The organism is Methanomethylovorans sp. (genome assembly GCF_041447285.1).
In the GTDB taxonomy this organism is placed as follows: Archaea; Halobacteriota; Methanosarcinia; order Methanosarcinales; family Methanosarcinaceae; genus Methanomethylovorans.
In genome coordinates this window covers 353,409-375,539 of the sequence record NZ_JBGMEB010000006.1, presented here as the reverse complement: position 1 = coordinate 375,539, position 22,131 = coordinate 353,409, and the positions used below count along the sequence as shown (strand labels likewise).

At 40.6% G+C, this 22,131-nt stretch carries 22 protein-coding genes; 18 read left to right on the top strand and 4 right to left on the bottom strand.

What is annotated here, in order from left to right; genetic code table 11:
* Nucleotides 1–51: 51 nt before the first annotated feature.
* From rrp41 to ACC612_RS04420, 14 genes are all read left to right on the top strand, one after another.
* The gene (gene rrp41 / locus ACC612_RS04485) at nucleotides 52–1,041 is read left to right on the top strand and encodes an exosome complex exonuclease Rrp41 (protein WP_371853273.1); all 990 of its coding nucleotides are present in this window, start codon (nucleotides 52–54) and stop codon (nucleotides 1,039–1,041) included.
* Nucleotides 1,022–1,813, top strand: a complete 792-nt coding sequence (gene rrp42 / locus ACC612_RS04480) for an exosome complex protein Rrp42 (protein WP_371853272.1) — start codon at nucleotides 1,022–1,024, stop codon at nucleotides 1,811–1,813. Before rrp41 ends, rrp42 begins: the two co-directional genes overlap by 20 nt.
* A 56-nt stretch (nucleotides 1,814–1,869) precedes the next feature.
* Nucleotides 1,870–2,157 (top strand): 50S ribosomal protein L37ae, encoded by a 288-nt coding sequence (locus tag ACC612_RS04475; RefSeq protein WP_371853271.1) that lies wholly within the window; start codon nucleotides 1,870–1,872, stop codon nucleotides 2,155–2,157.
* 12 nt (nucleotides 2,158–2,169) lie between these two features.
* On the top strand, nucleotides 2,170–2,307 hold the full coding sequence (locus tag ACC612_RS04470; RefSeq protein ID WP_321418802.1) for a DNA-directed RNA polymerase subunit P: 138 nt from the start codon (nucleotides 2,170–2,172) through the stop codon (nucleotides 2,305–2,307).
* Between the two features lie 104 nt (nucleotides 2,308–2,411).
* A complete protein-coding gene (locus tag ACC612_RS04465; protein WP_371853270.1) occupies nucleotides 2,412–2,768 on the top strand; it encodes a hypothetical protein in 357 nt (118 codons plus the stop codon).
* Nucleotides 2,769–2,783: 15 nt separating this feature from the next.
* Nucleotides 2,784–3,023 (top strand): KEOPS complex subunit Pcc1, encoded by a 240-nt coding sequence (locus tag ACC612_RS04460; RefSeq protein WP_371853269.1) that lies wholly within the window; start codon nucleotides 2,784–2,786, stop codon nucleotides 3,021–3,023.
* A 62-nt stretch (nucleotides 3,024–3,085) separates the two neighbouring features.
* Nucleotides 3,086–3,439: a prefoldin subunit beta gene (locus ACC612_RS04455; protein ID WP_371853268.1), complete on the top strand. Its 354-nt coding sequence runs from the start codon at nucleotides 3,086–3,088 to the stop codon at nucleotides 3,437–3,439.
* Nucleotides 3,440–3,496: 57 nt separating this feature from the next.
* Entirely contained in the window at nucleotides 3,497–4,471 is a 975-nt protein-coding gene (locus tag ACC612_RS04450; protein ID WP_371853267.1) for a bifunctional oligoribonuclease/PAP phosphatase NrnA, read from the top strand.
* 30 nt (nucleotides 4,472–4,501) lie between these two features.
* Nucleotides 4,502–5,806: a phenylacetate--CoA ligase family protein gene (locus ACC612_RS04445; protein ID WP_371853266.1), complete on the top strand. Its 1,305-nt coding sequence runs from the start codon at nucleotides 4,502–4,504 to the stop codon at nucleotides 5,804–5,806.
* A gap of 43 nt (nucleotides 5,807–5,849) precedes the next feature.
* Nucleotides 5,850–6,287, top strand: coding sequence for an ACT domain-containing protein (locus ACC612_RS04440; RefSeq protein WP_371853265.1), 438 nt, complete (start codon nucleotides 5,850–5,852; stop codon nucleotides 6,285–6,287).
* An 88-nt stretch (nucleotides 6,288–6,375) separates the two neighbouring features.
* Nucleotides 6,376–6,732, top strand: coding sequence for a DUF2103 domain-containing protein (locus ACC612_RS04435; RefSeq protein WP_371853264.1), 357 nt, complete (start codon nucleotides 6,376–6,378; stop codon nucleotides 6,730–6,732).
* 16 nt (nucleotides 6,733–6,748) lie between these two features.
* Complete coding sequence (locus ACC612_RS04430; RefSeq protein ID WP_371853263.1) at nucleotides 6,749–7,741, top strand: methanogenesis marker 12 protein; 993 nt, start codon at nucleotides 6,749–6,751, stop codon at nucleotides 7,739–7,741.
* 585 nt (nucleotides 7,742–8,326) lie between these two features.
* Nucleotides 8,327–10,699 (top strand): glycosyltransferase family 4 protein, encoded by a 2,373-nt coding sequence (locus ACC612_RS04425; protein WP_371853262.1) that lies wholly within the window; start codon nucleotides 8,327–8,329, stop codon nucleotides 10,697–10,699.
* Nucleotides 10,700–10,701: 2 nt separating this feature from the next.
* Nucleotides 10,702–11,883 (top strand): glycosyltransferase family 4 protein, encoded by a 1,182-nt coding sequence (locus tag ACC612_RS04420; RefSeq protein WP_371853261.1) that lies wholly within the window; start codon nucleotides 10,702–10,704, stop codon nucleotides 11,881–11,883.
* Nucleotides 11,884–11,985: 102 nt separating this feature from the next.
* Here ACC612_RS04420 and ACC612_RS04415 read toward each other — a convergent pair whose 3' ends face one another.
* Nucleotides 11,986–14,646 carry a hypothetical protein gene (locus ACC612_RS04415; protein ID WP_371853260.1) on the bottom strand — a complete coding sequence of 887 codons (2,661 nt, stop codon included), beginning with the start codon at nucleotides 14,644–14,646 and terminating at the stop codon, nucleotides 11,986–11,988.
* A 369-nt stretch (nucleotides 14,647–15,015) separates the two neighbouring features.
* Between ACC612_RS04415 and ACC612_RS04410 the strand changes: the two genes are divergently transcribed.
* Genes ACC612_RS04410 through ACC612_RS04400 form a run of 3 tightly spaced genes read left to right on the top strand, consistent with a single transcriptional unit; the run spans nucleotide 15,016 to nucleotide 17,699 of the window.
* Nucleotides 15,016–15,594 carry a helix-turn-helix domain-containing protein gene (locus ACC612_RS04410; RefSeq protein WP_371853259.1) on the top strand — a complete coding sequence of 193 codons (579 nt, stop codon included), beginning with the start codon at nucleotides 15,016–15,018 and terminating at the stop codon, nucleotides 15,592–15,594.
* Nucleotides 15,595–15,607: 13 nt separating this feature from the next.
* Nucleotides 15,608–16,018, top strand: a complete 411-nt coding sequence (locus tag ACC612_RS04405; protein WP_321418823.1) for a thioesterase family protein — start codon at nucleotides 15,608–15,610, stop codon at nucleotides 16,016–16,018.
* A 31-nt stretch (nucleotides 16,019–16,049) separates the two neighbouring features.
* The gene (locus tag ACC612_RS04400) at nucleotides 16,050–17,699 is read left to right on the top strand and encodes an AMP-binding protein (RefSeq protein ID WP_371853258.1); all 1,650 of its coding nucleotides are present in this window, start codon (nucleotides 16,050–16,052) and stop codon (nucleotides 17,697–17,699) included.
* Between the two features lie 25 nt (nucleotides 17,700–17,724).
* Here the strand turns inward: ACC612_RS04400 and ACC612_RS04395 are convergent, their stop codons facing one another.
* The gene (locus ACC612_RS04395) at nucleotides 17,725–19,683 is read right to left on the bottom strand and encodes a DUF2341 domain-containing protein (RefSeq protein WP_371853257.1); all 1,959 of its coding nucleotides are present in this window, start codon (nucleotides 19,681–19,683) and stop codon (nucleotides 17,725–17,727) included.
* 321 nt (nucleotides 19,684–20,004) lie between these two features.
* A complete protein-coding gene (locus ACC612_RS04390; protein WP_371853256.1) occupies nucleotides 20,005–20,772 on the bottom strand; it encodes a protease inhibitor I42 family protein in 768 nt (255 codons plus the stop codon).
* 161 nt (nucleotides 20,773–20,933) lie between these two features.
* Here ACC612_RS04390 and ACC612_RS04385 point away from each other — a divergent pair, with 161 nt between their 5' ends.
* Nucleotides 20,934–21,602: a histidine phosphatase family protein gene (locus tag ACC612_RS04385; protein ID WP_371853255.1), complete on the top strand. Its 669-nt coding sequence runs from the start codon at nucleotides 20,934–20,936 to the stop codon at nucleotides 21,600–21,602.
* An 18-nt stretch (nucleotides 21,603–21,620) separates the two neighbouring features.
* Here the strand turns inward: ACC612_RS04385 and ACC612_RS04380 are convergent, their stop codons facing one another.
* Nucleotides 21,621–22,013, bottom strand: a complete 393-nt coding sequence (locus ACC612_RS04380; RefSeq protein ID WP_371853254.1) for a thioredoxin family protein — start codon at nucleotides 22,011–22,013, stop codon at nucleotides 21,621–21,623.
* Nucleotides 22,014–22,131 lie beyond the last annotated feature (118 nt).

The window sequence follows — 22,131 nt, the reverse complement described above, 5'->3', positions numbered from 1 at the left end:
ATCTGCATAAGATCGGAAAAGTAAAGATTTGTGTATATTGGAGAATTTATTATGGCTAATAAACCTGAGAAGTTCATTGATGAGAACGGCCTGCGCCTGGATGGACGGGCAGTTGATGAAATTAGGCCCATGACCATCGAAATAGGAGTCTTATCAAGGGCTGACGGTTCATGTTATTTAGAATGGGGAAAGAACAAGATACTAGCAGCAGTATACGGTCCAAGAGAACTTCATCCCCGCAGAATGCAGAAACCCGATGAGGCAATCGTTAGATACAGATATAACATGGCTGCTTTTTCTGTAGAGGACAGAGCAAGACCGGGCCCAAGCAGAAGGAGTATTGAGATATCAAAGGTCAGTAGAGATGCTTTTGCTCCCATTATCATGACAAAGTACTACCCAAGTGCAGTTATAGACGTGTTTGCAGAAGTGCTTCAAGCCGATGCAGGTACACGGACAGCGGCAATCAATGCTGCATCTATTGCACTTGCAGACGCTGGTATTCCAATGAAGGGCTTAATATCAGCATGTGCTGTAGGAAAAGTTGATGGCCAGCTTGTACTGGACCTTAACAAGGACGAAGACAATTATGGAAATGCAGACCTGCCAATTGCTATGACCCAGGATGGAGAGGTCTCTCTTCTTCAGATGGATGGAAACCTCACAAAGGAAGAATTCAAAAAGGCATTAGAAATGGCAAAAGAAGGCTGCAGACAAATTCTTGAAATGCAGAAAGAAGCCTTAAAAAAGAAGTTCGCCTCCCATGAAGAAGTTGTAGAAAGCCTTGTAGAAGTAGAGGATGTAAAACTAGAAGAAATACAGGGCGAAATCGAAATCATTGAAGAAGATATAGAAGCATGTGACTTTGAAGATGAAGACGGCATTGAAGTAATAGTAGTCAAAACAGAGGAACCAGAACCTACTGAGGAGATCTCTGAAGATGAATTCACAGAGTTCACCGACAATGAAGACTCCGAAATAGAAGAAACAGAGGATTCAGAATCTGAAGAAGAAAAGGTAGGTGAAAAATATGAGCAGTGAAGTAATGGCCTCACTGAAGAAGGACTACATCTACAACCTGATGCTCAAAGGCAAACGTGAAGATGGCCGTTCATTTGATGAGTATAGAAATATCACTATACAGACAAACGTGATCGACAAAGCAGAAGGTTCCGCAAAGGTATGCATTGGCGATACACAGGTCCTTGTAGGCGTAAAACTGCAAACCGGAGCTCCATTCCCCGATTCACCGGACGAAGGAGTAATAATCACAAATCTGGAGATGAATCCAATTGCATCACCCGACTTTGAGGCCGGACCTCCAAAAGAGGATGCAATTGAGATGGCAAGGGTTACAGACAGAGGAATCCGAGAATCAGGCGCAATTGATTTAAATAAGTTGTGTATTACGGAAGGAGAAGAAGTCTGGATCGTATTCATAGATATCCATATACTGAATGACGATGGCAATCTTCAGGATGCCTCATCCCTTGGCGCGATCGCTGCTCTCATGACTGCAAAGATCCCTGCCGAAAGAGAAGGTAAGGGAGAAGATATTATGATGCCAATTAAGGATGTGCCTGTAGGTATTACAGTGGTGGACATCGGCGGGGAATTGATGCTTGATCCGGGACTCGCAGAGCAAACCGTAGCAGATTCAAAATTGACTATAGCATCCAACCAAGATGGTTCGATCTCTGCAATGCAGAAAACAGGAGAAGGCATGCTAACATTCGAACAAATATTGAAAGCAGTCGATATGGCATGTGCTAAAGCTGAAGAGATCAGAGAAAAATATTTGATGAATACCTGATGCTAATAGTTGCTTACATAAAAATAATTGCATACTGAAGATTAAGGAGAATGCTTATGGCAAAAAAATATTCAAGGAAAGGACGTGTGACCAGATCTGCAGGGAGATTTGGTGTGAGATATGGTAGGAAAGATCGCAAACTTGTTGCTGACCTAGAAGAAAAAATGCATATGCCCCACACATGTACGAAATGTGCCCGTCCTACTGTAAGAAGAATAGGTACAGGCATCTGGCAGTGTAAAAAGTGTGGCTATACTTTTGCCGGTGGAACATTTTTGCCTCAGACACCTGTGGGCCTTACAGTTGCACGCTCCGTAAAGAAGGCAACAGAAGTCTTACAGTGAGTGATAACAACTATGGGATACAAGTGCACGCGTTGCAAAAAAGTGGTAGAGATAAATTATAGGGCATTGGGTATACGCTGTGACTATTGTGGTCACCGTATACTTGTCAAAGAGAGACCCACCTCTATCAAAAAAATAAAGGCTGAGTAAGAAGTATGCTTATTACTTCTTCTCGTAAACCTTCAATAAATACCAGGGTTCTTTGCAAAGATCTTGCCTATTTTTTTCATTGTGAGTCTATAAACCGTGGCAAGATGGGGATGAAAGAAACTCTTTCCCTGGTAGAAGAGGGTTCAGGTCCATTATTGATCATAAACGAATATCATGGGAACCCTGGAGCTTTATTATTCTATGCACCGGATGGAAGAGAGCTGCTATCAGTAAGGATCAGCGTAACATTTGGAAACAGGGTCATAAAAAATAAGACCTATTCTGACACTCCTGTTGCAACTGGCAATGGAGAGATTGCACCGATACTGACAAAGATACTATCAATAGACCTTGTAGAGAAGCCATCATCACCTCTCGTTCTAGGAATATCAAATGATGACCTTAGCTTTTTTTACAATGGACAATGTCTGTTAAAATTGAATATTAAGAGTATTCGGTAGACAGTAGATGATCCAATGGAAGCAACTGCAGAATCAGTTTTTGAAACGGATAAAGCGCCTCTCATATACAGAGCCTTGCTACCTGAGATTGAAACTACGGTCACTGAAAGATCAGAGATACGCGTACAAGCATTTAAAGACAGGCTTATTTTGAAAGTGATTGCAGCAGATCTTGTATCCTTGCGTTCTACAATGAACACCTGGTTACGCCTGATACAAGTGGCTTACGAAGTGCTGGAACAAACTAGCACATAATTGCGCCCCAACAGAGAAACATTAAAATCACTTAAGGTTAATTCAGATTCAGGTGAAACCACATGAGTACACAAATACCCCCTCAAGTACAGAACCAGATTGCTCAACTGCAACAGGTTCAACAGCAAGCACAATCACTTGCTATACAGAAGTCACAGATGGAAACATTGCAGAAAGAGTCTGAACTTGCTCTTGAAGAAGTGGAAAAACTCTCGGACGATGCAGTTATATATAGAACAGTAGGCGATCTGCAGATAAAGTCAGATAAACAGGAGACTGTTTCCAAACTTAAAGAGAAAATAGAAACTTTATCTTTAAGGCTTCAGTCAATCTCAAGACAGGAAGAACGTATTTCAAAACGTTTTACTCAACTGCAGGAACAACTACAGCAGTCAATGGGTCAGCAGGCACAGTAAGTGCCCACCTTTCTGCTTTAATGCTCATGCTACTTTAAGTGATGAGTAGAGGTCTTCATGCAGGTTGATGAAGTCGAATTCTATAACCGCCTTCTGGACTTCAATAAAATATTATATTTATGTCATCGGAACGCTGATCCTGATGCAGTTAGCAGTGCTTTTGCGCTTGCTGAGGCTCTTGGTGGAACAGTCGGACTTGTAGACGGCTGTAACAAAATGGCAAGTTTACTTATAGATAAACTTCAGATAGATGTAATAGACAAGCCGGATCCTTCCGAATATGATATTACTCTGGTGGTTGATACATCCACAAGTTCCCAGCTTAATGATATTAAACTTGGGAAGTACTGTGTGATAGATCACCATTCTACCACTGCCTTAACAGAGAATGCTGAATTCTATCTGCATCGCAATGCAACATCTACAGCTGAAATCGTATTTGATATCCTTAAATGCATGGATGCTCCGATCATGAGGCGTACAGCGCTGGGACTGCTTACAGGAATAGTAACAGATACCGGTCATTTTAAACATGCTACAACTGAGACATTCCGCAATGTTGCAGAAATAGTTTCAATCAGCGGCGTAGAATACGCAGATGTGCTGGAAATGATGGCTGCAACCCCTCAAGATATATCCATGAGAATAGCAATGCTGAAATGTGCAACCAGAGCAACTATTGAGAGAATAGAGGATTGGCTGGTGGTATGCTCTCATGTTAATTCCTTTGGTGGTGCAGCATCCTCTATGTTCCTTAATATTGGTGCAGATGTTGCTTTCATTGGCACTGAAAGAGACGACACCATCCGCGTAAGCGGGCGTGCCAAAAGGGAAGCCGTCAATGCAGGCGTAAATCTGGGAAAGATCATGGAAGAGATCAGTTCCAGATATGAAGGTACAGGGGGAGGGCATGCAGGAGCTGCTGGCATAGATGTAGTGGCAGACATGAACGAAGTCCTGAACGAATGCAAGGAGCGCGTCCGGATGATATTGGAAAATAAACCCAATCCATCCATTTGCGAATCCTTCTGAGATTTACGTTTCATAAACAGAGGCGAAGATATGATCGAATACTGGAATCCTCTTATTGAAAGAATGCCCATTGAGGAACTAAACAAATTACAGGAAGATAAACTGAGAAATATAGTCAGATATGTCTATCAGCATTCTGAATTTTACAGGAAGAGGTTTGATGAAGCAGGAATAAGACCTGAAGATATCAAAACTCTTGCAGATGTCACAAAAATGCCCTTTACATATAAAAAAGATCTTCGTGACACGTATCCAACTGGGATGTTCTGCGTACCTAACGAGCAACTTGTACGCTTCCACGTATCTTCAGGAACAACAGGAAAACCTACAGTAGTGGGTTATACAAAAAATGACATTAATGAATGGGCAATATCACTTGCGAGAGCCATGACGTCTATAGGAGTCGGGCGGGGAGATATAATTCAGATAAGCTATGGATATGGCCTGTTCACCGGAGGTCTCGGCCTGCACTATGGTGCTGAAGAAGTGGGATGTACAGTACTGCCCACAAGTTCCGGTAACACGGAAAAACAGATAGATCTAATGCAAGACCTGGGCACCACCACAATAGCATGCACACCATCATATTTCCTTTTCATGACAGAAGTGGCAAGAAGCATGGGGATTAATATAAAAGATAATACGAAACTCAAAATAGGCATATTCGGAGCTGAACCATGGTCACAACAGATGCGTGCAAGGATTGAAGAGATCACAGGCATAAAAGCATACGATGTATTTGGGACCTCAGAACTAAGTGGACCTCTTTTCACAGAATGTACATATCAAGATGGTATCCATATCTGGGCAGACCAGTTTTTAATAGAGGTAGTTGACCCGAATACCGGGGAATCTTTACCTGATGGAGAGAGAGGAGAACTGGTTATAACAACTCTTGCCAAAGAAGCATTACCACTTATAAGATATCGTGTGGGTGACAACACAGTGATTAACAGGGAGCCCTGCAAATGTGGCAGAACACATCCACGCATCATGCGCATACTTGGTCGTGTGGATGACATGTTGATCATAAGAGGTATCAACGTTTTCCCAGGTCAGATAGAAGCCGTGCTAATGAACATTCCTGAAGTAGGAGAACACTTCCAGATCATAGTGGACAGAGTCAATGAACTTGATGTTATGGCCGTGCAGATCGAAATGACAGATGCCGCCTTTAGTGACAAGGTAAATGATATTATTAAGCTTGAAGAGAAAGTGGCTTCAGCTTTGCATAAAGTATTGAACCTTGCCGTTAAGGTAGAGCTTGTGGAACATGGAAGTCTTCCAAGGTCCATGGGAAAATCCAAGAAGGTTATAGACAACAGGAAATTATAACAACTGATACTGCATAACATAATTAAGAACAGACGGTGGTCCTATGGAAAATAAGATAATAAAACAGATCTCACTGTTTTCAGAGAACAAGCCAGGGAAGCTTGCAAACATCGCTGATAAGTTCAGGGATGCTGGAGTGAACATTCGTGCTTTCACCATAGCTGAAGCCGGTGACTTTGGAATTATAAGGATGGTCGTAGATAAGCCAGATCTGGCCCATGAAGTATTACATGAGACGGGTTTTACAGCCTCAGAGACAAATGTCCTTGGCGTACAAATGGAAGATGTGCCAGGAGGGCTGGCTAAGATAGCTGACTTGTTGGGAAAGGAAAATATCAATATTGATTATGCCTATGCTTTTGTCACAAAGACGGAAAAAGCTCTTCTTATCCTGAGGGTCAACGATATAAAGGGTGCTATTATTATTCTGGAAAAAAATGGCATCACACTGATAGATATGAAAGACATACAGGATATTTGAATATATCCTGCTCTTTTTTAAATGTGGCTTTTTTCCTTTTTAACTGAAACCACTACGGTTTTATAGGACCTATTCGAATCTCCATGAGATGAAAGAGGACATTAGACAGTGTTCTACGGTTGCGCAGCCCCGTAATAAGATTGGGGGCTCCCATACAACAATAATTGGCGGCAGGCACGGTAAAAAACTTGTGCAGCTTATAAGCCAGCACAAAGAAGTGAAAAAAATAGTGCCTTCTGTAATTACTGTAAGAGGTAAAAGCAACCCTGGTGGCCTCATAATCGGCAAAGTATTGCGTCCGGATGATAGGGGTAATCTAAGATTGCTGTTATCCCATGGTACATCTTCCCAGGAATTGAGGATCGTCACGACTGTGGGAGATGTGCAAAACGGAGAGCGCATAATGAATGAGTTGAACCAGATTATAACGGAGCACACTAATTAACGGAGTCCGGGTAAAAATGATCTATGTAGGAGTGGACCATGGCACGACTGCAATGCGATTTGCAGCATTATTCGAAGGAACAAATGAACCTGCAAAATTGGAAATACTACGTACTGATGCAGCTGCCATGTCCGGCGAACAGATCATAATTGCTCTTGAAAATGAATTAGGAGTCAGCAGAAAGGATATTGGCCTCATTGCGGTTACATACTCTATGGGTGATGGGATCACTGCCATTGAGGATATACGAACCGTAAAGCACAGAGGCGTGCAAAGCATTGAGGGTGCTGGCCAAAAGACCGGAGGCGGATCAAAGGTCTTTGATGCTATACAAAACTCTGGCATATCCGCAGTAGTGATACCAGGCATTCATGATGAAAGTGCTACAGACTCCCGGATGAATATTTTTTCTCATTCAACCAGCCCTGAAAAGATAGGTATTGCATATCATGCCTTTTGTAAAGGATTTCAGGATTTCGTGCTTTCCGACATTAGTTCAAATACAGTGACCCTGGGAGTGGCACATGGACGTATAATCGGAGCTATAGATGCTTGCATATTTGCTCCCGGACTGCGTCATGGACCTTTGGATGTAAGGGCTATTCGAGATGTAGACCAGGGAAAGAGAAGTGCCAATGATGCATTTACAAATACGGGTGTGCTCAAAAGAGCAGGATATGCTGACCGCTACGAATTAATTGAGGCTGCTGAAAGGAAAGAACCACATGCCTTACTGGCACTTGACACTCTGGCACTGTTTGCTGCTATGGAAATAGCCAGCATACAAGTCCTGTTAAAGGATTACGGTGTACATGGGAACGTATTTATCGAAGGCTCAGTAGCAGAAATACCCTATGTTGTTGAAAAGATAGAACATCATCTTGGTGTAAAAAGCCATGTACTTGACAGGTGGAGTGCTGCCATTGGCTGTGCGGAAATGGCAAGGGATATTGCTAAAGGTGCAAAGGAAATACTTGGCCTTGAAGTGAAATTCAGAAAGACCACATAAATAAAGTTCAAAATACATAGTCAATGCTGTACTAAAAGAAAAACATATATACAGCATAATACCTAGGAACTAGTCCCAATACAGAGTAGAAAAAGGCGATTACAAAAATGGTAGACTCCATAGATCCATTAATCACTGAAATTTCTTTCACTTCCGATATGATTGTTGGTAGCACTGTACTTGCCTTTTTAGCTATCACAATCTACGGAATATTAAAAATCATTAAAGTAATTGAGCTGCAAGATTGGTAAGAAACCGACCCCTTATTCTTTCAGGCATGAAATGACCGTTTTGAACAGACTGGGAAGAAATTGAATTCAGCCTGTAAAAAGAAACATATATAATAAAAGATGACAAATTCAATTGTTTCTTTGATAAATGATCAATTGGTTTTATTCATTTTTTTATTGATGTAAATGGATATTAGAAAGATATCAAGATACTGAAACTAATATTCACCAAAGCTATATATAAGGAAAGTGTTACCTATTGACAGATTTCTACATGAATCGGCTTTGACGTACTGAATAGACTCTGTTTAAAAAGAATTCTGCAAATATGGGAAGAGGTAAGCAAGTGGTATAAATGAAAATTGCAATAGTTGCTCCAAGTCCTGTACCATTTACGATAGGGGGAGCTGAACTTTTATTCAGTAGTATGCAGGATGCCATTAACAATTATACTTCACATCAGTGTGAACTCATAAAACTGACAACTAAAGAAGATAATTTCTGGAGCTTAGTGGAATCTTATTATAAATTCTACAACCTGGACCTATCCCATTTTGACATGGTAATTTCGACTAAATACCCTTCCTGGATGATAAAACATCGCAATCACATTGTCTATATGCTCCATCCTTTAAGAGGATTATATGACACATACCATTTATGTACTGATAAAAGAGATGTTCCCGAAGAATTAAAAACTGGCCTTGTTAAAGAGATCCTTGATATAACCGAGATCAGGATCAAAAAACAGAAAGATATTGATGAGTTATTTCAAAAACTATTCCAGCTGCAACTGGAACAGGATCAGTATCCAGAAGAAATATTCACATTTCCTGGTCCTTTTATAAGAAAAATTATCCATTTTTTGGATCGCTGGGCATTGTCTTATGAGAATACAAAAGAATATTATGCAATATCAGAAAATGTGAAAAAACGGAGAGATTATTTCCCTCCTTCTGCAAGAGTAAAAGTTCTGTATCCTCCCTCTAAAATAGAAGATTTTGAGTGCAGAAGCTTTGAGTATCTCTTTACCGCAAGTAGGCTGGATAGCCCAAAACGCATACATCTGCTTATTGAGGCAATGAAGTTTGTCCCTCATGACATCAAATTAAAGATTGCAGGCGAAGGACCCGAAAAAGACAAACTTATTGAACTGGCTGACGAAGATAAAAGAATAGAGTTCCTGGGGTTTGTTACTGAAACTGAGATGGTCGACCTATATGCAAATGCCCTTGCAGTCTTATTTGTTCCTTTTGATGAAGATTATGGGTACATTACCATTGAAGGAATGATGAGTGCCAAACCGCTTATAACTACTTTTGACAGCGGTGGTCCCCTGGAATTTGTAGAGAATTCAAAAACAGGATTCATAGTTGACACTGATCCTAAAGAGATTGCCAGCAAGATGAATCATTTTGTTGAACACATAGAAGAAGCAAAAAAAATGGGATTGCTTGCACATGAAAAAGTAAAAAATATCTCATGGAATAACTTTGTAGCTAAACTGATAGGAGAAAGAGATGTCCTATTTCAGCGAAAGAAGAAGATACTTGTATTAGCTACTTACTCCTGCTATCCGCCAAGAGGCGGGGGTCAGCAAAGAGTATACAACATATATTCCAGGCTTGCAAAAAAATTTGATGTCACCATTTGCTCTATACTTGAAAGTGATAAGGAATACCAGAATCTTATCCTGAAGAATGGCCTCAGGCAAATATGCATTCCACAAAGCATCGAACATGCAAGATGCCAATGGGATATTGAAGGCAAGACTGGTCTAAATCTATATGATGTTCTTATGATAGACCATGTAGGAAAGTCTGGAAGTTATATAGAAAGAGTGCAAAAATTAGCTGATGAAGCTGATATAATCATATTTTCTCATCCATACCTTTTTGTTCTGAAAAACTGGATCTGTCTGGATGAAAAGATCATCGTATACGAATCACATAATGTGGAATATCTTCTAAAGAAGAACTATGCTGGCCCATATTACTCCCAGGAAGTATTCGATGTTGAGAAAGAAGCTTCTGAAAAAGCTGATCTTATTTTTACCACTTCTAATGAAGATAAAGAACATCTGATACAATTGTATTCTGTAAATCCGAATAAGATCCTTATTACTCCTAATGGAGTAGATGCATCAAAGATAGACCTGATAAGCCTGGATGAAAAAGAGTGCCTGAAAAAGGAATTAGGTCTCTCTGATTATCATACTATATTATTTATTGGCAGTTGGCACCCTCCAAACTTAGAAGCTTTAAAATTCATTTTGGATAACATCATTAATAAGTTTCCAGATTGCATTTTTGTAGTCGTCGGCAGCATAAAACATTATTATATCCATGAATACGAGGATTTCCCAAAAAATGTTCTGGCTTTTGGAGTCGTAGATGAAGATGAAAAATATGAGATTTATAAGCTTGCAGACCTTGCCATAAATCCCATGTTCAGCGGCTCAGGAACAAACCTGAAAATGTTAGATTACATGAGCGCAGGCATTCCTACTATTAGCACTCCCGTTGGTGCAAGGGGATTGGATATTGAAAATGGGAAACACGCTTTGATCTGCTCCGAGGATCATATGCATGAAAAAATTGCTGAGCTTATAAATACGGAAATGTTGCGGAATAAATTGAGAATAAATGGCAGAGTTCTTGTAGAATCCAAATATTCATGGGATAGAATCGCTGCGTCGATCATATCAAAACTGAAGGAGATCGCTTAAACTTGAAGATTGCTTTTGTTGTTCAGAGATATGGAGAAAATATAGTAGGAGGTGCTGAATACTTTACCCGGCTTGTGGCTGAAAGAATGAGCCAGTACCATGAAATTGAAGTCCTTACCACCTGTGCAGCAGACTATCACTTCTGGAAGAATGAGTATCCTGAGGGTCTTGATGTACTAAATGGGATTAAAATACACAGATTCATGAATGCAGCAAAGAGGAATCCAAATAAGCATAATAAGATACAAGATCTGGTTTATTATTCGGCACACAGCGTAAATGATGAGATATCCTGGATAAATGAGCAGGGGCCAAATTGTCCAAAACTCATTGAATACATTTCAAATAACAAGGATAAATACGATTGCTTTGTATTTTTCACATTCAGGTACTATCCATCCTATTATGGAATAAAAGAAGTTGAGCATAAGTCATTGATAGTCCCTTTTGCAGAGAACGATCCTGCGCTTGACCTTACCACAACAAGAGAAATATTTGAAGCCTCTCAGGGAATCATTTATTGTACCCCCGAGGAAAAAAGGCTGATTGAAAGAAAAGTGGATGCAACAGCTGGAAAAAAATCAGAAATAATTGGATGCGGGATTGAAATCCCGGGAAATATAGTTCACCAAAGGGAACAAGAGAGCCGGAAGTATGTACTATATGTTGGAAGAATAGAAGGTTCTAAAGGCTGTTACCAGTTATTCGAGTACTACCTGAGATTGATAAAAGAATTTCCGGATCTTCCTGCATTGCTCCTTGCCGGTTTGGACGCAATTGAGATACCAAAGAATGAGAAGATTAAATATCTGGGTTTTATCTCAGAAGATGAAAAGTACTCTCTATTAAGTGGTGCAGAGTTTTTGATAATGCCTTCACCTTACGAAAGCTTTTCTCTGGTCACTCTGGAAGCAATGGGTTGTGGAACATCAGTATTGGTAAATGGAGAATGTGATGTTTTAAAAGGCCATTGCTTAAGAAGTAATGCAGGTCTGTGGTACCAAAGTTATGAGGAATTCAGAGAATGTTTCAGGTTCTTGTGTTCTAACGATCAGATAAAAGACAAAATGAGCGAAAATGGGAAAAAATACGTGAGTAAAAATTACTCATGGGATATAATAGAAAAGAAATACCTGGAATTATTCAGTATTTTTGATCCTGGCCAAAAGCAGAAAAATGGCTGATCCCTATTAAAAGTATATTTTAAAAAAAGAAAGTAGAAGTTTATGTTAGATCATAAACTTCCACATTTGTTCTGGCTATAATAGCTCCTTTTAACAAGGAGTTTATGTCCAGATACCTGCAACTGGAGTTACACCAGACCAGCCGAGACCTATTATTTCATATCCGGAATCAGTCTGGATCACGAAATTGTTTCCTGCAGTGTTGTACACACCAAGTTCACTAGTGTTGTCTCCATCCCAATCGCCTACAATAGGTTCAGTGTTTTCCCAGCCGAATCCAACAACTTCTGCAGAACTGGAAGTTGTGTTCCAGAGAGCCCAGTTACCAGTGCTGGCATCATATGCGCCTACTTCTTCAGTACCATCGCCATTCCAGTCACCTGCAACAGGTGTTACACCAGACCAGCCAAGACCGATTGTTTCATTGCCAGATGCACCCTGAATGACGAAGTTGTTTCCAGCGGTGTTGTATATACCAAGTTCAGTAACATCGTCTCCATCCCAGTCACCTACGACTGGCTCAGTGTTTGCCCAGCCGAACACAATGATATCTGCATCATCGGCACTATTGGTGGTTGTGTTCCACAGAGCCCAGTTACCGGCGTTGTCGTATACACCTACTTCCTCAGTACCATCGCCATCCCAGTCACCTACAACAGGTGTTACACCAGACCAGCCAAGACCAAGGACATCATATCCATCATCATCTGATTCGTTCTGGATCACGAAGTTGTTTCCAGCGGTGTTGTAGACACCTACTTCTTTAATTCCATCTCCATCCCAGTCACCGATTATAGGTTCAGTGTCTGCCCAGCCGAATCCCACTATTTCTGCATACTGGAGTGTTTCACTCCACTGAGCCCAGGTACCTGCATTGTTGTACACAGCTACAGTTTCGTTAACAACATCAGGAGTCAATTTAAGCGCAACAAGACCATTGTTGTGGTCTGCTACATAAAGATCGTTGCCTGAAACTGCAATTCCGTATGAAGTACCCATTGTGTTGTAGGTAGTTACATGAGTTATGGAAGATGCATTTGCTACATTCAAAATGACAGCTCCGGATGTGTCATCAGCCACATATGCATAGTCACCTGAGACAGCAACAGCAGCAGCTGCTGAAGTATCATAGCTGTCTACAAGAATTGGATTAGTTGGAGTGCTTATGTCAAATACCAGAAGACCATCACTGCCATCTGCAACATAGGCATAGTTACCTGAAATAGCTATACCGTATGCGTGTCCTGCAGTGTTATTACCTCCTACCACGCTAGGTGAGGCGGGGGTAGTGACATTTACAACTACAAGACCATTGTCACCATCAGCTACATAGGCATAATTACCGGATACAGCGACATCTTCTGCACGTCCGTCAGTATCACATGTACCGCTGATAGATATGCTAGTAGGATTAGAAACATCAATAATTACAAGACCTGTTGCATTACCTGCTACATAGGCGTAACCATCTGATACAGCAACATCATAAGCAAAGTCACCTATTTCTAAAGAACTACTACCAGAGCCGCTTGTAAAATCAAATCCGGATGTTGAAAGAGATGAAGCACTTATTACTTTAAGACCACCTTCACCAGCAGCTAAATAGACATAATTGCCTGATGTTGTTACACCGGATGAAAAACTGGCTGTTGGATAGGTGTTTACAAGAGTTGGTGTTAAGGGGTGCTCTACATCTACTGTCAAGAGACCTCCATGACCATGAGCTACATAGACCTTGTTACCTGAAACAGCAACATCACGTGCATAACCAGCACTTGAGTAACTGCCTAGAAGTTCAGTTGATGTAGGAGTACTGATGTCTATAAGATTAAGACCGCTATAACCAGATGCTACATATGCTGTATCGTTTGCAATAGCTATAGAGTAGGAGTGTCCAGAAATAGTCTGGTTGGATGCAAAGAATACACCTGAAGGAGTTGCAACGTTGAGTATTTCAAGACCATTTGTCGCATCAGCTACGTAAGCGTAATCACCTGAAACTGCAACATTTTCTGCAAAACCTGCAGTATCAACATTATCTGCAAGGGCAAGGTTAGTTGGATTAGTACAATCTACAATTACTACACCGGCTTCACCACATGATACATAAGAGTAATTACCTGAGAAAGTAACATCTATTGCACCTGTTGTACCATAACTATCTACAAACTGAATAGATGATGGAGTGGATATGTCCAAAACAGTGAGGTTTGAACCATCTGCTATATAGGCATACTCGCCTGATACATCAACACCCTGCGCATCTCCAAGAGTGTTATAGCGAGCACCTTCTATGCTTGGAGAGGAAGGATTGCTGACATCCACAATATAAAGACCATCATAGGCACAGCTTATGTAAGCAAAGTCACCTGAAACAGCAACTCCTTGCACATTGCCTGGATCATATCTACCTAAGAGAGTTGGAGAAGAAGGAGTAGAAACATCAACTATTACAAGACCATTGGTACCATCTGCAATGTAAGCATAGTTGCCCGATACTACAAGATCTTCAACAAGCCCCTCAGTTGTAAGGGTTGCTACTTCTGTAGGATTAGAACTATTAGTTATGTCTATCACAACTATGTCCTGTCCCTGTCCGACGTATGCGTAATCACCAGATACTGCTGCAACATCGGTAATACCTCCGCCAAGGCGGCCGACGAAATCCACATTAAGCTCAGCAGCTGAGCCAAGCCCGGAGATCATTACCAGAAATAGCAATATCATTCCACATTTTATTTGTCTATTTAACTTGGTTTGCATATTATATCACCAGTCCTTATGAGGACTTAGAATTGTTTTTAAAAATATACTTCGCCTAATATACTAACATATTTATATTTAGAGCTTTTGATGGACTGTCAACAATTACATCTCAAAAAAGATAATCAATAGACGCATTACACGATGCATAGACATAGATAATTCGTTTATCATTGTGTAGTAAAGAAGTGTAAACATTATTCAACCTGAAACATATCAAAATGTTAAATATCATACAAAATGTTGCCAACAAAACCCTTATAGTTCTCTTTTCAGCTTACGCATTCTTGTAAACGCGATTTAAATGGATAATTTTTTAACTCACAATCGCATATGAGTTCAGACTAGTACAAAGAAAGAGGTAGGAACATGTCAGAGAAGAACCTAGTCGGTAACAAGATACGCCAGTTGCGTGAAGCACGGGAAATGTCAGTTGAAGAGCTGGCAGAAGCAAGCCATAGCAGTGTAGAACTTATACAACAGCTTGAAAATGGTGCTTTTATACCCTCATTGACACCCCTTTTACAAATTGCCCGTGCACTTGGAGTGCGTCTGGGTACTTTCCTTGATGATGCCACACAAAACTCACCTGTTGTTGTAAGATCCGGGAAATCTGAGCAGATAGTAAGGTTCTCTGGTAACTGCCCAACCCCACAGAGAAGCATACTGGAGTTCTCAGCCCTGGCATCCAACAAAATAGACCGTCATATGGAACCTTTCCTCATAGATGTGCATCCGCTGGGATGTGCAGATATAAACCCTTCAGCACATGAAGGAGAAGAGTTCATCTATGTGCTCAAAGGCCAGATAGAGATCCTGTATGGAAAAGAGCAGTACAAGCTCAATGCAGGTGACAGCATATATTATGATTCTGTTGTCCCCCATCACGTACATGCATCCGGTGACAGTGATGCTCAGATACTTGCAGTAGTATATACTCCTCTTTAAAAAGGCGATATACATGATAATTACTACAGTCACACCCAGATTTGGAGATGCAGATGGTCTGAGACATATTAACAACATAGCTATCTCCGAATGGTTCGAGGAAGCCAGAAACCCGGTGTTCAGGTTCTTCACCCCTGACCTTGATCTTAGCTATGAGAAATGGAAATTAATTCTTGCCAGGACAGAGTTCGATTACCTGGGAGAAATGTACTACGGAGATGATGTGGAAATCCGCACCTACATTGCAAGGATAGGCAATACCTCTTTTGTCATAGCTCATGAAGCCTGGCAACGCGGCTCCCTTAGAGCAAAAGGACAGGCTGTGACAGTTCACTACGATTTTCTGAACAAGAAATCTATGCCTATACCGGATGATATTAGGAAAAAACTTCAGGAACATCTGATAACTGAAGACAAAAAGTGAGCTGAAAATCAAGAATAAAGGGGGATATGAAATGCCTTTTATTGAAGATACTCTGGGCGCAGTTTTGGAAAATGTGGTGGCAAATGATCCAGACAGGGAATTCATGGTATACCCTGACAGGGATCTTAGGTTCACATATAAGGAGTTCGACGAGCGAGTCAATACACTTGCTAAAGGATTGCTGGCTATAGGAATTGGAAAAGGAGACCATGTAGGGATATGGGCTAAAAACGTTCCCGATTGGCTGACCTTCATGTTTGCCACTGCTAAGATAGGAGCTGTGCTTGTAACTGTCAATACTGCTTACAAGAGCCATGAAGCAGAATATGTGATCAAGCAGTCTGATATGAAAGCTCTGGCGATCATTGATGGATTCCGAGATGTTGATTATATCAGTATAATGTACGAACTTGTGCCTGAACTTAAAACGCAACAGCGCGGGAAGTTGCGCAGTGAGAGGTTCCCATACCTTAAAAGTGTTATATTCATCGGCCAGGAGAAACACCGGGGTATGTACAACAGTGCTGAGCTTCTATTGCTTGGAAAACATGGCAATGATGAGGAACTCCACAGGATCAAAGAGTCACTTAACTGCAATGAAGTAGTGAATATGCAGTACACATCAGGTACCACCGGTTTCCCTAAAGGCGTTATGCTGACACACAGCAACATCTTAAACAACGGACTTTCTATTGGAGACAGACAAAAGTTTACCTCTAAAGACCGTCTATGCCTTCCTGTACCGTTATTCCACTGCTTTGGAATCGTGCTGGGAGTAATGGCCATCCTCACCCATGGAGCAACTCTCGTGATGCTTGAGCTCTATGATCCACTAATGGTGTTGGCAGCTATCCAGAAAGAAAAGTGTACAGCTTTGTACGGCGTGCCCACGATGTTCATTGCCGAATATACTCATCCAATGTTCAAGATGTTCGATCTTTCTTCCCTGCGTACTGGAATAATGGCAGGTTCTACCTGCCCGATCGATGCTATGAAAAGAGTCATAAAAGACATGCATTGCACAGAAATAACCAGTGTCTATGGTCTTACTGAAGCTTCTCCCGGAATCACTCAGACTACTACTGATGATGCTGTAGAGCTACGTGTGGAAACTGTAGGGAAAGCTTTCCCAGGTGTGGAAGCTGCTGTACTGGATCCTGAAACCTATGACCCACTCCCACCAAATACCATAGGTGAGATCTGCTGTCGGGGTTATAATGTAATGAAAGGCTACTACAAAATGCCAGAGGAAACAAAAAAGGCTATTGATGAAAAAGGCTGGCTGCACAGCGGAGATCTGGGTACCTGCGATGATAACGGCTACTACCGCATCACTGGTCGTATCAAGGACATGATCATCCGTGGCGGAGAGAATGTATATCCAAGAGAAATCGAAGAGTTCCTGTATACCGTTGATGGTGTGAAGGATGCACAAGTAGTAGGTATTCCTGATGAAAAATATGGAGAGATCGTGGGTGCTTTTGTGATGCTGAATGATGGAGTACAACTTACAGAAGAAGATATTCAGGATTACGCCCGCACAAAGATCGCCAGGTACAAAGTTCCAAAGCATATATTCTTTGTGAACGAATATCCGCTTACTGCAAGCGGTAAAATTCAGAAGTTCAAGCTAAGGGAACTTGCTGTAAAATTGCTGGAGAATAAAAAGGAAGAGGTTTAAGCCTCTTTTCTCCAGTTTGTATTTTTTATCTTTTTTCCTTCTTCATTTGGTACACTAAAGCAAATCCCAGAACCACAGATACAATTCCAAACCCAGGAGTTTGTTTTGTTTGTGATTCTTCTTGTGTAGATGCGTTTTCAGGTGCCGGAATCATCTGCGAGTAATCCTCTTCTAGTGTCATAACAACACCTGTAAAAGCAGGATCATTTGTGTAATAATCATATACACTACCTACAAGTTCAGATGTTGTTGCATTCTCAGAAGGCAGATGAGGCACCATCACATCGATCATTGCTTTACTATTTGCTACCCTTATTTCTCCCATCTTCGGAGCAAGAGAATCGGCAATTGTATCAATGTCACTAAGCTGATCCTCAGCATCGTAGGTCATAAGCACAAAAAGGTCTACACTATCTGAAACATTAGCCAGCTCTGCCATGTCATATGATGCAGGTACATCTACTGCCAGAGGAATCTGATTCGTTGTTTTTTGTCTTACTTCTTCAAGAAGCAGCATATTATCCTGGCATGCCTGCTCAGTATCCTCTGTACATGGATCGAGGGTAATGTCTATACCATCAAAATCAGAAAGGGATTTTGCATTGTAGTCCAGAATTGCACTCACAGTCGACATCAGCTGATCTTTTCCAGATGTTGCATTGGTTCCTTCAGGAATAAAGAGCATAGCGTACACTTTGATATTATTTGCATGTGCAGTCTTAATGAACCGTTCACATTTCCAGATAGTATCTTCGGTTGTTCTCAGGAACACCATGTTTACACCACTGTTGTTGAACTGGCTGAGGATGGCATCATCGTAATCCTCCACATCAAAATACCTTACAGACAATACTTTTCCTTCAGGAAGAACCAATTCTGGGATCTTGATTTCTTCAACATCTTCTGCCGGCTGCTCTTCGGTTTGTGCTTTAGAGAAACTTACAGTTGGTTCCTGTGAAGTATACTTACGCACAAAAACATAATCAATAGCCATATAGCCTGTGTTGGGTGAACCCTCGACATAAGTATTGGACTTGAGGAATATTTTCATATTGGTCCCGGGAACGTAAGGTGTCTCTTCGCTGGACACTACATCCATCTTAGTGTCTCTTACACCATTCTTGAACCATGACACTTTGTTAATTTCATCGCCTTCCTGGTACCAGGCAGTTTCCGAGATGTACCATACGTTATCCTGAACATTCACATCTGACAGGTCCCAAGGCTCATATTTCAGATTAGCCTTGTTATTTTTAATACTCCATGAGGTATACATCTCGCTATTCTGTTCTGTTTCCATGAGTATCCAATTCTTTGTCTCACTTTGTGGATCCACAAAACCTTGCAGCAGGATAGGTCCTCTGGTATCTTCACCAGTGGTCACTTTTTTCCTTTTAACAACAAGACTTGAATTTATAGGGAAATCTTCCTTTGACTTGAGCACAGAAAAACCGTTAGGATGCTTCACAGGTACTATAAGGTTACATACACCTGAACTGAATCCAACTTGTCCGCCTCCATTAGTATTGGACTCCCATGTACTGTATTCAAGACGTGAATTGATAAAGTCATCAAAAAGTTCAAAAGTAGAAGCACCATTGCTCATATCTTCCGCAAGGGTGTTGCCGTAATACATCTTGATTTCGGACTGCCCATTAGATTTAACGTATGGAACTTTCACCCAAACCGATGCTGTTCCAGCAGCCTGCTCCCAGCTTTCTATCCAGTAACTAAGCTGTTTTCCACCAGATTCAAATCTTATATCTTTTCCCTGAGGACCAGCTTCTGAAAAGTTGAAATTCGAGCTGTCAAGTAAGATGTTTACCTGATATCCGGAAAGATCTTTACCTGAGTTCTCCTGAACATACAAAGTAGAACTGTAATTCCATTCTCCTCCGCCAGCTCCAGTCAATGCACTGGCAAATCCGGTCATTAGCAGAAGCACAACAAACATACATATTAATTTAATAAGTGATCTTGTCAACATTTAATCACCTTTTTGAACATTGATTTCTAAGCTTGAAAAGATAAAGGAAGGGAACTAAGATGATTTTTCAGCTCCCAATTATTAACAAGTTCATTACTTGTTAAATAGATTACTTTTATTACCATATTTTCTTGATCATATTAGCCTTAGTAAAAGACAACATTTAAAAAATAGATGTTTATCTTTCACAAAAAAGAGCAGTGACTATGTTGTTGGGAAAACTATATAAAAGGTAACTCAAGAAATAAAAAAAAATAAGCCTGAAGATGCTTCAGGCAGCGTAGATTGCATCATATTCTCATGCCATAATTAATGGTTTCAAGGATTTACATTTAATGTCAAATTAAAAGTATCCTCATCTCCGGTGATGTTTTCCCATGATCTTTTGTAAATTCCTGAAACATTATACTGGCCTGCATTACTGGCTTGGATGGTCCATTCGTGAACACCGCCAGCCCCTACAACTCCTGCCTGTGCTGATGAAATATATTCATCCTTTACCACTTTCAGACCATCTGTAAAGCTCATGTTCCAAGAATACCCTGTCGTAGGGTTCTCTTCCAATCTTATAGCAGCAAGTTCTCCAATCTTCAAATCTGATGAAGTTCCATTCTGCTCCTCGGTGAATACTTTAGCCACTGTACCATCCTCTGAGACTTTCTGCACTACTACGTCCAAAGTTTTTGAGGCCAAAGTCAATGGGTAGTTCTGAGTTGTAATGTAATCAGCCTGTGAAACATTTCCATCACCATCTACATCTATATGCACAGACATTGAATAGGTCTTTGCTTCTTCCAATTTACTTGTTGAAAGTGCATACTGGAATGTATTGCTTGTGCCGTTAACAGATAGACCTGATATAATCTGCTCTTCCACAACTATAGAGGGAGAATCTGCAATGCTTACATCTTCAATTGTCACATAAGCTGTTGCATTTGAAAATGAAACATTTTGTTCTTCAAATGATATATTACCTTTAAGCACGTCCTGTGCCTGAGGGGTCGTGCACCCTGATGAGGCCATAATGAAAAATATGGCCAACATTAACGGAATACAATTTATTAGCGATCGATTATTTGCTGTCATGATACCACTTTGGTTATAAATATTGATTCATACCTATAAATCACTTGTTTAAGCTACGAATAATTTTGAAGTCATATGCCATTGATTTTATAGACCTTTGTTTTCTTTGCCATGAATATATTTAAATCAAAAGTATGTCAATCATTAAAAGGTGAAATGGAATGAGCATTCTTGTGCTTGTAAGACATGGAGAATCACGCTGGAACCTGGAAAACAGATTTGCAGGCTGGGTCGATGTTCCGTTGAGTGAAAAGGGCATAAGGGAAGCAATCGACTGTGCAAAACATCTGGAATCTTTTGAATTTGATGTGGCTTTTACATCCAAGCTCACAAGAGCACAAACTACATTGTTCCTGATATTATCGTGTCAGAAAAAGACAGGCATATTTCTGCATGATGACTTGAAAAGAGACAATTGGTCCCATCATCCCATGCGCTTTGATGATACTGAAATGCCCATATATTCCAGCGAGGCTTTGAATGAACGGTATTATGGAAAACTTCAGGGACAGAACAAACAACAGGCCCGTGAAGTTTACGGAGAGGAGCAGGTCTTTATCTGGAGAAGGAGCTTCGATGTTGCACCTCCAGATGGAGAAAGTCTTAAAGATACGTATGAAAGGACAATACCATATTTCAAGAATAACATAATACCCTTCCTTGAAAAAGATAAAGATGTGATCGTTGTAGCCCATGGGAACAGTTTGCGCTCAGTGATAAAATACATAGAAGGCATATCAGACGAGGATATCCCTAAGTTTGAATTAAGTACTGGAGATCCGGTTATATACGACTACAAAATGGGTAAATTCAACAAAATAAAAAAATGAGGCTTTATACCTCCCAGCTTATTCATAAGGAGATATTTCATCAGGCATCGGTGTGCTGTGCAATACACATTCATTCCCATGTTCGATGAGTTCTTTTATGGCTGCCTTGAGCAGCGATGGATATACCAGTCCTACTGCTTCCTTGATAGCTTTGCCTCTACAAAAGAACTTGAATGTAGGAGCTGACCTGACACCATACCTCATAGCTGTTATGGAACTATCCAGACCATTCATCATGATAAAAGTGCAGGAATCTTTGAACTGGGCTGCATATTCCCTGAAATATGGTTCTATCTGTTTGCAGTGTGGGCAAGCTGGCAGATAGAACATAACCACCATAGGTTTTTCCTGGTTTGATAGCATTTCTTCCCAATTAGAATCATTTAGTTCGATTATATTGCCATTTGTCATTCTATCACTCCCAAATACTTTTCTATATCTAAGATATTAATAACTAATCCTAAAATTATCATGGCTATTACTTTTTTGATAGGGGATTTCGAAAAACCCGGCATTTGAAAATCACCAT

What these genes read in the sequence shown, in the direction of transcription:
- rrp41 (WP_371853273.1), top strand. Translation starts at nt 52, where the DNA reads ATGGCTAATAAACCTGAGAAGTTCATTGATGAGAACGGCCTGCGCCTG.
- ACC612_RS04475 (WP_371853271.1), top strand. Translation starts at nt 1,870, where the DNA reads ATGGCAAAAAAATATTCAAGGAAAGGACGTGTGACCAGATCTGCAGGG.
- ACC612_RS04470 (WP_321418802.1), top strand. Translation starts at nt 2,170, where the DNA reads ATGGGATACAAGTGCACGCGTTGCAAAAAAGTGGTAGAGATAAATTAT.
- ACC612_RS04465 (WP_371853270.1), top strand. Translation starts at nt 2,412, where the DNA reads ATGGGGATGAAAGAAACTCTTTCCCTGGTAGAAGAGGGTTCAGGTCCA.
- ACC612_RS04460 (WP_371853269.1), top strand. Translation starts at nt 2,784, where the DNA reads ATGGAAGCAACTGCAGAATCAGTTTTTGAAACGGATAAAGCGCCTCTC.
- ACC612_RS04455 (WP_371853268.1), top strand. Translation starts at nt 3,086, where the DNA reads ATGAGTACACAAATACCCCCTCAAGTACAGAACCAGATTGCTCAACTG.
- ACC612_RS04450 (WP_371853267.1), top strand. Translation starts at nt 3,497, where the DNA reads ATGCAGGTTGATGAAGTCGAATTCTATAACCGCCTTCTGGACTTCAAT.
- ACC612_RS04445 (WP_371853266.1), top strand. Translation starts at nt 4,502, where the DNA reads ATGATCGAATACTGGAATCCTCTTATTGAAAGAATGCCCATTGAGGAA.
- ACC612_RS04440 (WP_371853265.1), top strand. Translation starts at nt 5,850, where the DNA reads ATGGAAAATAAGATAATAAAACAGATCTCACTGTTTTCAGAGAACAAG.
- ACC612_RS04435 (WP_371853264.1), top strand. Translation starts at nt 6,376, where the DNA reads ATGAAAGAGGACATTAGACAGTGTTCTACGGTTGCGCAGCCCCGTAAT.
- ACC612_RS04430 (WP_371853263.1), top strand. Translation starts at nt 6,749, where the DNA reads ATGATCTATGTAGGAGTGGACCATGGCACGACTGCAATGCGATTTGCA.
- ACC612_RS04425 (WP_371853262.1), top strand. Translation starts at nt 8,327, where the DNA reads ATGAAAATTGCAATAGTTGCTCCAAGTCCTGTACCATTTACGATAGGG.
- ACC612_RS04415 (WP_371853260.1), bottom strand. Translation starts at nt 14,646, where the DNA reads ATGCAAACCAAGTTAAATAGACAAATAAAATGTGGAATGATATTGCTA.
- ACC612_RS04410 (WP_371853259.1), top strand. Translation starts at nt 15,016, where the DNA reads ATGTCAGAGAAGAACCTAGTCGGTAACAAGATACGCCAGTTGCGTGAA.
- ACC612_RS04405 (WP_321418823.1), top strand. Translation starts at nt 15,608, where the DNA reads ATGATAATTACTACAGTCACACCCAGATTTGGAGATGCAGATGGTCTG.
- ACC612_RS04400 (WP_371853258.1), top strand. Translation starts at nt 16,050, where the DNA reads ATGCCTTTTATTGAAGATACTCTGGGCGCAGTTTTGGAAAATGTGGTG.
- ACC612_RS04390 (WP_371853256.1), bottom strand. Translation starts at nt 20,772, where the DNA reads ATGACAGCAAATAATCGATCGCTAATAAATTGTATTCCGTTAATGTTG.
- ACC612_RS04385 (WP_371853255.1), top strand. Translation starts at nt 20,934, where the DNA reads ATGAGCATTCTTGTGCTTGTAAGACATGGAGAATCACGCTGGAACCTG.
- ACC612_RS04380 (WP_371853254.1), bottom strand. Translation starts at nt 22,013, where the DNA reads ATGACAAATGGCAATATAATCGAACTAAATGATTCTAATTGGGAAGAA.